This window comes from uncultured Bifidobacterium sp. (assembly GCF_945269915.1).
In the GTDB taxonomy this organism is placed as follows: domain Bacteria; phylum Actinomycetota; class Actinomycetes; order Actinomycetales; family Bifidobacteriaceae; genus Bombiscardovia; species Bombiscardovia indica.
The window spans coordinates 1-8,897 of the sequence record NZ_CALYOY010000046.1 but is presented as its reverse complement, the minus strand read 5'-3'; the positions used below and the strand labels follow the sequence as shown (position 1 = coordinate 8,897).

Genomic DNA, 8,897 nt, shown 5'->3' with positions numbered 1-8,897 from the left:
ACACCGACACCCCACCAAAAGCACCGGAGGTGAAGCCTGACGATCAATTCTTCGCACGCGTAAGGTCGGACCATCACCAATCCCCGGATCCGACACCAGGCGACCGCGTCCCCTTCATTCCCAGAAAAGACACGGCCGCCTTTTCCTTACCATCCGCAAGGAATCGTGCCCCCACCTCCGGTCCCATGTGAATCTGTCATCCGGTCAGCGGAATTGTCAGATTGTCGGGATTGTCTTTTCCGGGGGACTCCAACCCGAGTGGTCCTCATCCTTACCTGCCAGCATGCATAGGTTGTCTTCGGAGGGAATAGATGCATTTATCCGGGGGGGGGGACGGGAACGGTCTGACTGCCGTTGACGTGCTGTGATCACTGCCGGTGTAGTCAAAATCACATTCAGGCTTGATGCCTTCTGCGCGGCTGATCAGGCCGGATTCGCCTGGATTCCTGCGAACAATCCTGCCTGACGAATACGGTGTATCCGCTTGATCCGGGCTAGAATGACTATAAACAAGCAAAGACCGCTTGTGGGATCAAGTCTATTCACAGAGTCACCGCCAAGGAAGCATCGGATTCTGCACCGACTGAAAGCCGGTGCATCGTATTACGAAGGAGACATATGCCTCAGAAGATTAAGGCCTCACTGGCCTATGGTATCGGGAAGGGATTCGCCCAGCCCGAGGAGATCATCATTGACGACCCGATCAAGGCCGAGGTTCTGGTAGATGTGCAGGCTTCCGGCCTATGCCATTCCGACCTTCACCTGGTCGAGGACGACGACAAGTTCTTCCCATTCCCGGCTGTGATCGGCCACGAGATCGCCGGCATCGTCGAGGCCGTCGGTCCCGAGGTGTCGGGGATCAAGGTGGGGGATCATGTGGTTGCCTCCCTGGAGCAGGTCTGTGGTCACTGTGCCAACTGCCTCAAGGGTCAGCCCCAATCCTGCACCCAGCAGCAGGAGTGTGTGCGCGGCGCTGATGAGAAGCCCCGTCTCTCCTTCCCCGACGGTCGGCCCATCACCCAGGCATTCGGCACCGGTGGGTTCGCCGAGAAGGCCCTGATCCACGAGAACCAGCTGGCCGTGGTCAACGACCAGGTCAAGTGGGACGAGGCCGCCTGCATCGGCTGCGCCACCATCACCGGGGCAGGTGCCGCCATCAACACGGCCCACGTCCGTCCTGGCGACACCGTGGCCGTGATCGGCACCGGCGGCATCGGCCTGAACATCATCTCCGGTGCCAGCATCTGCGGTGCCAAAAGGATCATCGCCATCGACGTCTTCGACAACAAGCTGGAGTTCGCCAGGAAGTTCGGTGCCACCGACGTGATCAACTCCAAGAACGAGGACCCGGTCGCCAAGGTGCGTGAGCTCACCGACGGCGGTGTGGACGAGGCCTTCGAGGCCATCGGTCTGCAGGCCACCATGAAGCAGGCCTGGGACATGCTCGGCGTGGGCGGCACCGCCTACCCGATCGGTCTGGCCAAGCCCGATGCCACCATCTCCCTGGAGATCAACCCCGCGGAGCTTCTGGTCCACCAGCGTGGGTTCAAGGGCGTCTGGATGGGCTCGACCAACATCAAGCATGACATCCCCATGTACGCCGACCTGGCCGTCGATGGGAGGCTGAACATGCATGACATCGTCAGCCAGCACATCAAGCTCAGTCAGATCGACGAGGCCTACGAGCAGCTGGTCAAGGGCGAGGTCATCCGCTCGGTCATCACCGACTTCGACTGACCTTTCCCGGCGGTCGGGCGGGGTTCCGGCCCGTGCCGACCGGCCTGATTGCCAATCGGGTCCGGTTGATTGAAATACGCAGGGGGTGTCGGATACGAGGCGCATCCGACACCCCCTGACCTGTCCTTGCCGGAGTCGGCGATCGGTACTACCTGATCAGTCTTCCGATGTTTTCGGCCACCCGGGCCAGATTCGTGGATGTGCCCTCGATGGCCTGATCGAGGCTGACCGCCCCGGGGCTGATTCCGAAGACGGCGTCGATACCGATCTGGTAGAGCTGGTCGATGCCCTCACCCACCGAACCGGCCAGGGCGATGACCTTGCAGTCGGGAGCCACTTCCTTGACGGCCTGCGCCGTGCCCATGGGGGTCTTGCCGAACTTGGTCTGGAAGTCGATGCCGCCCTCACCGGTGAAGCAGATGTCGGCCCCACGGGCCTTGTCCTTCAGACCGGTCGTTTCCACTACGATCCGGATGCCGGACTGCATCCCGGCATCGGTGAAGGCCAGGAAGCCGGCACCCAATCCACCTGCAGCCCCTGCCCCTGCCGTGCGTTCCACGTCCCGGCCGAGATCGCGCCTGATGACATCGGCATAGTGGCCCAGTGCCGCATCCAGGGTCTGGATCATGGCTTGGTTCGCGCCCTTCTGGGGGCCGAAAACAGCCGATGCCCCCTGGGGTCCGGTCAGAGGATTGGTCACGTCCGAGGCCAGACGGATACGGGCCTTGGTGAGTCTGGGATCCAGTCCGGAGCAGTCTATCCTGGCCAGGTTCTCCAGGGCCTTGCCACCATAGGGGAGGTCCCGATCCCGGCCGTCGAGGAGTCTGACGCCCAAGGCCTGCGCCATGCCTGCCCCTCCGTCGTTGGTGGCGGAACCCCCAAGGCCGATGATGAACTCATCCACCCCCCGGTCCAGGGCCTCCTTGATAAGCTGTCCTGTCCCGTAGGTGGTGGTGATCAGTGGGTTTTTGGTCTTCTCATTGACAAACTGGATTCCGCTGGCCGCTGCCATTTCTATGACCGCGGTCCGGTCGTCTCCCAGAATCCCATAGTAGGCCTGGACGGGGTCGCCCAGAGGTCCCGTAACCTGGGCGTCCACGATTGTTCCCCGGGTGGCGTCGACCAGGGAACGGACCGTACCCTCCCCGCCATCCGCCATGGGAACCTGAACGTAATCCGCCTGGATGCCGCTCCTGCGCAATCCCTCCTCTATGGCCCGGGCCGCCTCTCGGGCACTCAGGCTCCCCTTGAAGGAGTCGGGGGCGATGATGATTTTCATGGGTTCACCTTTCATGGCAGTGCTGAAACTTGGGTTCGTGTATGGTCCATCGGTGTTCTTGCCTAGAAGACCAGATACATGAGCGTGGCAACCAGGGTCATGGTAAGGCCGACCAGGAACTCGAAGGGGACCACCTTCATGCGCTCGCCCAAACTCATGTTCAGGGACTTCGCCGTGACATGGAAATAGTTGCCGTGGGGGAGCTGGTCGATCACCGTGGCCCCCGCCTGCATGGTGACCGCTGCTGCCACTCCTGAGGTGCCGAAGGAGAGGATGGACTGTCCGAAGGAGCTGCTGCCCAGAATCACGCCTGTCGAGGTGGATGCCGTGGCGGCCGCCATCAAAATGCCGGCGATCGGGGCCAGCATGGAGCCGGGTACGCCCATGGCGTCAATCAGGGAAACAATCTGCTTGGGCAGGTCGGAGTTGGTGATCAGTCCTCCCAGGGCACCAGCCCCGATCAAGATGAGGACCACGTCGACCATGCGTTGCAGGCCGGCACTGGTGAACTCCAGGATGCGCCTTCCTTGCCCCATGGCCAGAAGACCGAGGATCGATGCCAGGGGGAGGATGTACATGGCATCCACCTGGAACTTCTCCAGGAGGGAGATGTGCAGGACCGAACCGACGGGATTGATGAGGAGGAGGACCACGGCGGTGACCGGGGCCACCAGGGAACGTCCGAGCGAGGGCAGGCCCTTCCGGGACCTCTGGCTGTCCGGGTCTTCACCAAGATCGTCCATGGTGACGACCCGTCCCCTGTGCTGAACCATGGAGGCCAGGAAGACCGCCATGGCCAGGCCGAAGACCGCGGGGACGAAGCTGCCGATCATGACAGCCGAGGGTTGGATGTGGAAACCTGATGCCACGGCGATGGTGTTGGGGTTGGGGGAGATGATGTTGCCGGCCTTGCCGCCACCTGAGAGGGCGATGAGCAGGGCCAGTTTGGAAATCTTCAGCCGGCTGCCCACCTCGATGGCGATCGGGGCCACAATCAGAACGGCCACGGGGATGAATACCCCTACGGCGCAGATGATCATCGTGGCCAGAGCCAGGGAGAAGATGGCCAGCCGTTCGCCGAGCTTGTCGACGATGGCCCGGGCTATGCGGTTGGCGGCGCCGGACTCCATCATCACGCCAGCCAGGACACCTGCCGCCAGTACCCTGACAACGGTTCCCATGACGCTCTGGGAACCTTCTACCACGATCTTGACGGTCTGGGAGAGCGAGGCTCCACCGATCAGGCAGCCCACGATGGCGCCGAGCATGAGGGCATAGGTGGTATTGAGTTTTCCGAGGATGAGCACGATGGCCAAAGCCAGGCCAATCAATGCGGCCCACCAGGTTATTGCGATATTCACTCCGTCTCCTTTGAAGCAGGGGTCCCGTGTGACATGGACCAAGAGCAACAGCGCCCCGATCTGTCTGCGGAACTGTCAAAACACCCAGGTTTCGCCTATATTATGGCTTGATGAGCGGTGCATACGCCACATTACCCATACCGACATTCTGACCCTGATCCGGTTATACAAATGGTACGTGTACTATTCCCCAAGGGAGGCCTCATGAATATCGATCCACGTATCGCACAGAATATCGTCGACAATCTGAAGGATGTGCTCCATTACGACATCAATTTCTTCGATACCAAAGGAATCATGACGGCCAGCACCGACTCCTCGAGGATCGGTACCTATCATGATGCAGCCTGCAAGGCGGCCGGGAGTGGTGTCACCATTATGGTCGACCAGGACCGTCCTTACCAGGGTGCGCGTGATGGGGTGAATGTCCCTGTGCTGTTCAACGATTCCGTGGTGGCGGTCATCGGGATAACCGGCCCTCTGGATGAGGTGGGATCCCTGGGACGAATCATCGAAAAGATGACCGAGATACTCCTGCGGGCGAATATGGAGCAGATCACCCGGTTCAACCGTAGGATCATGACGGGGAACCTGGTCAACCTCCTGACCATGGAGCACAAGGATGACGGTCTCATGGAGGCGCTTTCCATGACCTTGGATGTGGACCTTGCCCGGCCCAGGTCGGCCCTGGTCGGCTTTGCCCCCGGCGTACGGCTGGAGCGACTCGACCAGGACAACCTCTATGACCGGCTCTGCTCGATCTGTCTGTCCTTTGATGCGCCCCTCTTTGCCGTGGGACCAAGGGATTTCCGCATTTTCATCCACGACCTGCCCTCCGGCACCCTGAAGGAATTCGCCCAGGCACTCCAGACAGGCCTGGGCGAGGCGGTTGGTTCAGATGTCCTGCTAGGCATGGGCAGGGTCATGTCCCATCCGCAGGAATACTGGCGGAGCTATGACCAGGCCTGCACCGTCGTCCATTGGACCTGTTTCGCAGGGATGACGGGGGTCCATCGTTACGACGACCTTGACGGGGGACTGATCATCCCGGCCCTGCCCCCGGCTCTGGCAGAGGAATTCGTGCAACACGTCTTCGCGGGAATGAAGGAGGAACGCATCGACTGGTTCGCAGAGATCTTCCACGCCTACACCAAACACAACGGAAGCATCACCCATGCCGCCCAGGAACTCTTCATCCATAAAAACACCATGCAGAACCGGTTGGATGCCTTGGCGAAGGAGACCGGCTACAATCCCCGCTCATTGAAGGATTACCCGGTGCTCGAGGCGGCCTTTGCCATCAGGGAGTATCGGGCCTTCGAACGGAACATGAACCAGGAATGACCGGTCGGGCCGGTCCCCATGTGGACTCACTCGGTCTGGAGTTTCTCAAGTTCGGTGCGGACCTTGTGGAGCTTGGCGTAGATCGTGTTCCGGTCCTGGGTGGACTTGGCCCGGCCATGGTCCCTGGCCAGCTTGCTCTCCTGGTCAAGCAGGCCGCTGATGCGCTCGCGCCTGGCGATGCGCTGGTCCAGGTCGTTCCCGTCGATCGTCCCCAGGATGATCTGGGCGCCGAGGCTGTCCCAGAGGTCATCCATGGTGGATCCGGTGACCTGCAGGGCTGTTTGGCTGATTGTCTGGGTTTGGCCCAGGTGCATCCCGTATTCCTGCTGATGGCCCGGTCGGGTCGGGAGGGCGCGGCGCAGGCCCATGGTGCATACGGTTTCCCCCTTGCGGGGGTGGATGCAGGCGAAGATGATTCCCGAGGAACGCAGGGAGGCAATATGTTCCAGGACATCGACAGGCAGGTCTTCGCTCTTCAGACCGACGGCCATGACCAGGATTTCATGGCACCGTACCCCATCCGCCAACCCGGTTGTACCGGGGCTCAGGAGGGAGAGCATGACAATCGAATCCACCTTGGTGGCGAAGTGCTGCTTGAGCCGGGACGAAATCGGCGGTCTGGTTGTGAAGACCTGGACGGGCAGGTGTCCCTTGGCTTCGGGGATGGCCGCGGTGGCGGGCAGGCCAAGGCTGGTGGCTGATACACCCTCATAGCTTGCGATAGTCATCGTCGACCTTTCTGTGGACGGTCCGGACTTTTCGTCCGCTTGCCTGAGAGATATTGTATCCGTCGGGGTCAGGGCCCATGCCGTTCCGTCCGGTATCAGATACCCTTCCCGGGCAGCGTGACGGCCCCGACCGGGCATGTGTATCTGTCCTACACTTATATGTGTGAGGGTCTGGGCTTCGTCTTCCTCATGAAGACCCTGCCCGGCCCGAGACCGATGGAGTATGACTCGATGACATGAAGGCTGGATGATGAGTGATGCTGATGAGCTGAGGGTCAGTGACGAGGACCGGCGGCTGTACTCCGGATGGACCGAGGTCGACGGTGATCTGGAGGGTTGTGATCCCGTCATCGCCCGTGCAGTGCTCGGCACCAGGCTGGAGTTCGCCGGAACCGACGGGATGCGGGCCAGGAACTGGCTGGTCCCCGATGGTGTGGACTGCATCAACGACATGGCCTATGTCGATGACGGCCTGCGCGCGCACCGACTGGACCTCTACCTGCCCCATGAGGCCGTTCTGCGCAACGGCAGGACCCTGCCCGTCTATATCGACATCCATGGTGGTGGGTTCATGTATGGGTACAAGGAGCTCAACCGGAACTTCTGCACCCACCTTGCAGCGCTGGGCTTTGCGGTCTTCTCCATCAATTACCGGTTGATCCCTTCCGCCGATTTCATGGGGCAGCTTCGTGACGTGACACAGGCCCTGGCCTGGATCAAGAACCATATGGGACTCTTTCCCCTTGATCCGAACAGTGTCTTCATCATCGGTGATTCCGCGGGTGGCACCTTGGGACTCTATGCCCTGGCGATTGAGTCCTCAGGAGGGTTCGCCCAGGCCCTGGGACTGCCCCGGGCCGATCTGACCCCCATTGGTGGGGCCATGATCTCGGGTTTGTTCGACCTGACACCCTACCTGAAGGTGACCAAGGGTGGATATGAATCATTAGGGTCTAATACCGACTCCCTGATGAAGGTGGCCCCCGACTTCTTCGCCGGTTTCGGACAGACCGCGGGCGCCGGGATGGCCGACCCGGATACGATGGCCGGCATGGTTGATTTTCCGCCAATCTTCCTGAATACCAGCAGCGATGACTTTCTGCAGGGTGATGCCCTGGCCATGGGTCTGGCCCTGCAACGTCACGGGCGGGTTTTCGAGCTGCACGATCCCAGGCCCTTCAAGGGGCAGACCCTGGGGCACGTATACCCGGTGGGCATGTCCTGGCTGGACGAGAGTCGGGAGACCCTCAGGCAGATTCATGATTTCTCTTACGAGCTCCTCTAGGAGGGTGCCGCCGGGAACGAGGGGGAGGGGGTGATGTCCCGAAGCACTCGGAGGGCCCTGTTGGCCGACGGGGCGCTCCGATGTTTTACAAGGGCGGTCGGAACGATTAGAACTGGAAAGTGGAAGTAACCTTCGGCATCATGATTGCCGTTTACAGAGGAGTAAAACATGGACGAAAAGACCTTGGTGGACAAAATGGGCAAGCTGCAAACCATCGAAGAGCTGGTCGACCTCTCCAAGGAGATCGGCAAGCCCCTCTCCTACAATGACGCAGACAGACTCTTCGGCAGGATCAACCAGTGCAAGAACGACGCGGCGGAGCTGAGCGGCGACACCATCGCCAAGTTGGCCAAGGAGGTCTTCGGTATCTGAGAATACCGAGGCAGGATCTTCCGGTCATGGCCGGGTCGCATCTCTGAGTGCCTGTCAGCCGTCAGCCGGTTCGTTTCGGTGGACGGCATTTCCTTTCCTTGCCCGGCGTCCCGTCCGGGAAAGGCAGCGACAACCTCGGAAAGGTGGAATATGGCCAGGATTCCCTTCAAGGGGGAGCACCGTGCTGATGCCGCTCGGCTCTTCTTCCTCCTGTCAAAGAGGTATGGGAGGCAGGACTGGTGGCCGGCGGACTCCCACTTCGAGATGATGGTCGGAGCCATCCTGGTCCAACACACGGCATGGCGTAACGTCGATGTATCGCTCCTCAGGCTCAAGGAGTCGAATCTGCTCAACCAGCGGGCCCTCTCCCTGGTGGATGATGAGGAGCTGGCCGACCTGATCCGTCCCAGCGGATTCATGAAGGCCAAAAGCCGGGCCTTGAGGAGTCTGGCCTCCTGGCTGATGAATCAGGGGTATGACGGACCCGACATGGTACCCAGCCAGGATCCCCGCCTCAGGGAGGACCTCCTGGCCCTGCCGGGAATCGGGAATGAAACAGCGGATGTGATCCGTCTCTATGCCTTCGGGCAGAAGTGCTTCATCTGGGACGCCTACGCCCTGCGTCTGATGCAGGCACTGTGTTACCCGTCCATGAAGGATTACAACCAGGCCCTGCGGCACCAGAGCGAATTCATCGATCTGGACGATTTCTCCCTGGATGATCTGAGGGAGTATCACGGTCTGATCGTCACCGCCGGCAAGGAGGCCGGTCGGGTCGGCGGTTGGGACTT

General features: G+C 60.8%; 8 protein-coding genes. 5 read left to right on the top strand and 3 right to left on the bottom strand.

The window, feature by feature from the left end; genetic code table 11:
* The first annotated feature begins 618 nt into the window (after positions 1 to 618).
* On the top strand, positions 619 to 1,737 hold the full coding sequence (locus tag Q0K62_RS07455) for a Zn-dependent alcohol dehydrogenase (protein WP_297317347.1): 1,119 nt from the start codon (positions 619 to 621) through the stop codon (positions 1,735 to 1,737).
* 148 nt (positions 1,738 to 1,885) lie between these two features.
* On the opposite strand, the gene Q0K62_RS07450 is transcribed toward Q0K62_RS07455, so the two are convergent.
* The gene (locus Q0K62_RS07450) at positions 1,886 to 3,016 is read right to left on the bottom strand and encodes a glycerate kinase (RefSeq protein WP_297317346.1); all 1,131 of its coding nucleotides are present in this window, start codon (positions 3,014 to 3,016) and stop codon (positions 1,886 to 1,888) included.
* A 62-nt stretch (positions 3,017 to 3,078) separates the two neighbouring features.
* Positions 3,079 to 4,377: an SLC13 family permease gene (locus Q0K62_RS07445; RefSeq protein ID WP_297317345.1), complete on the bottom strand. Its 1,299-nt coding sequence runs from the start codon at positions 4,375 to 4,377 to the stop codon at positions 3,079 to 3,081.
* Positions 4,378 to 4,581: 204 nt separating this feature from the next.
* On the opposite strand from Q0K62_RS07445, the gene Q0K62_RS07440 reads away from it, so the two are divergent.
* Complete coding sequence (locus Q0K62_RS07440; RefSeq protein WP_297317344.1) at positions 4,582 to 5,721, top strand: sugar diacid recognition domain-containing protein; 1,140 nt, start codon at positions 4,582 to 4,584, stop codon at positions 5,719 to 5,721.
* A gap of 26 nt (positions 5,722 to 5,747) precedes the next feature.
* Here the strand turns inward: Q0K62_RS07440 and Q0K62_RS07435 are convergent, their stop codons facing one another.
* Positions 5,748 to 6,449, bottom strand: a complete 702-nt coding sequence (locus tag Q0K62_RS07435) for a DUF4391 domain-containing protein (protein ID WP_297317343.1) — start codon at positions 6,447 to 6,449, stop codon at positions 5,748 to 5,750.
* Between the two features lie 250 nt (positions 6,450 to 6,699).
* Here Q0K62_RS07435 and Q0K62_RS07430 point away from each other — a divergent pair, with 250 nt between their 5' ends.
* From Q0K62_RS07430 to Q0K62_RS07420, 3 genes are all read left to right on the top strand, one after another.
* Positions 6,700 to 7,734, top strand: a complete 1,035-nt coding sequence (locus tag Q0K62_RS07430; RefSeq protein WP_297317342.1) for an alpha/beta hydrolase — start codon at positions 6,700 to 6,702, stop codon at positions 7,732 to 7,734.
* A 168-nt stretch (positions 7,735 to 7,902) separates the two neighbouring features.
* The gene (locus Q0K62_RS07425; protein ID WP_297317341.1) at positions 7,903 to 8,106 is read left to right on the top strand and encodes a hypothetical protein; all 204 of its coding nucleotides are present in this window, start codon (positions 7,903 to 7,905) and stop codon (positions 8,104 to 8,106) included.
* Between the two features lie 150 nt (positions 8,107 to 8,256).
* On the top strand, positions 8,257 to 8,897 hold a 641-nt coding region (locus tag Q0K62_RS07420), incomplete at its 3' end, for a DNA repair protein (RefSeq protein ID WP_297317340.1).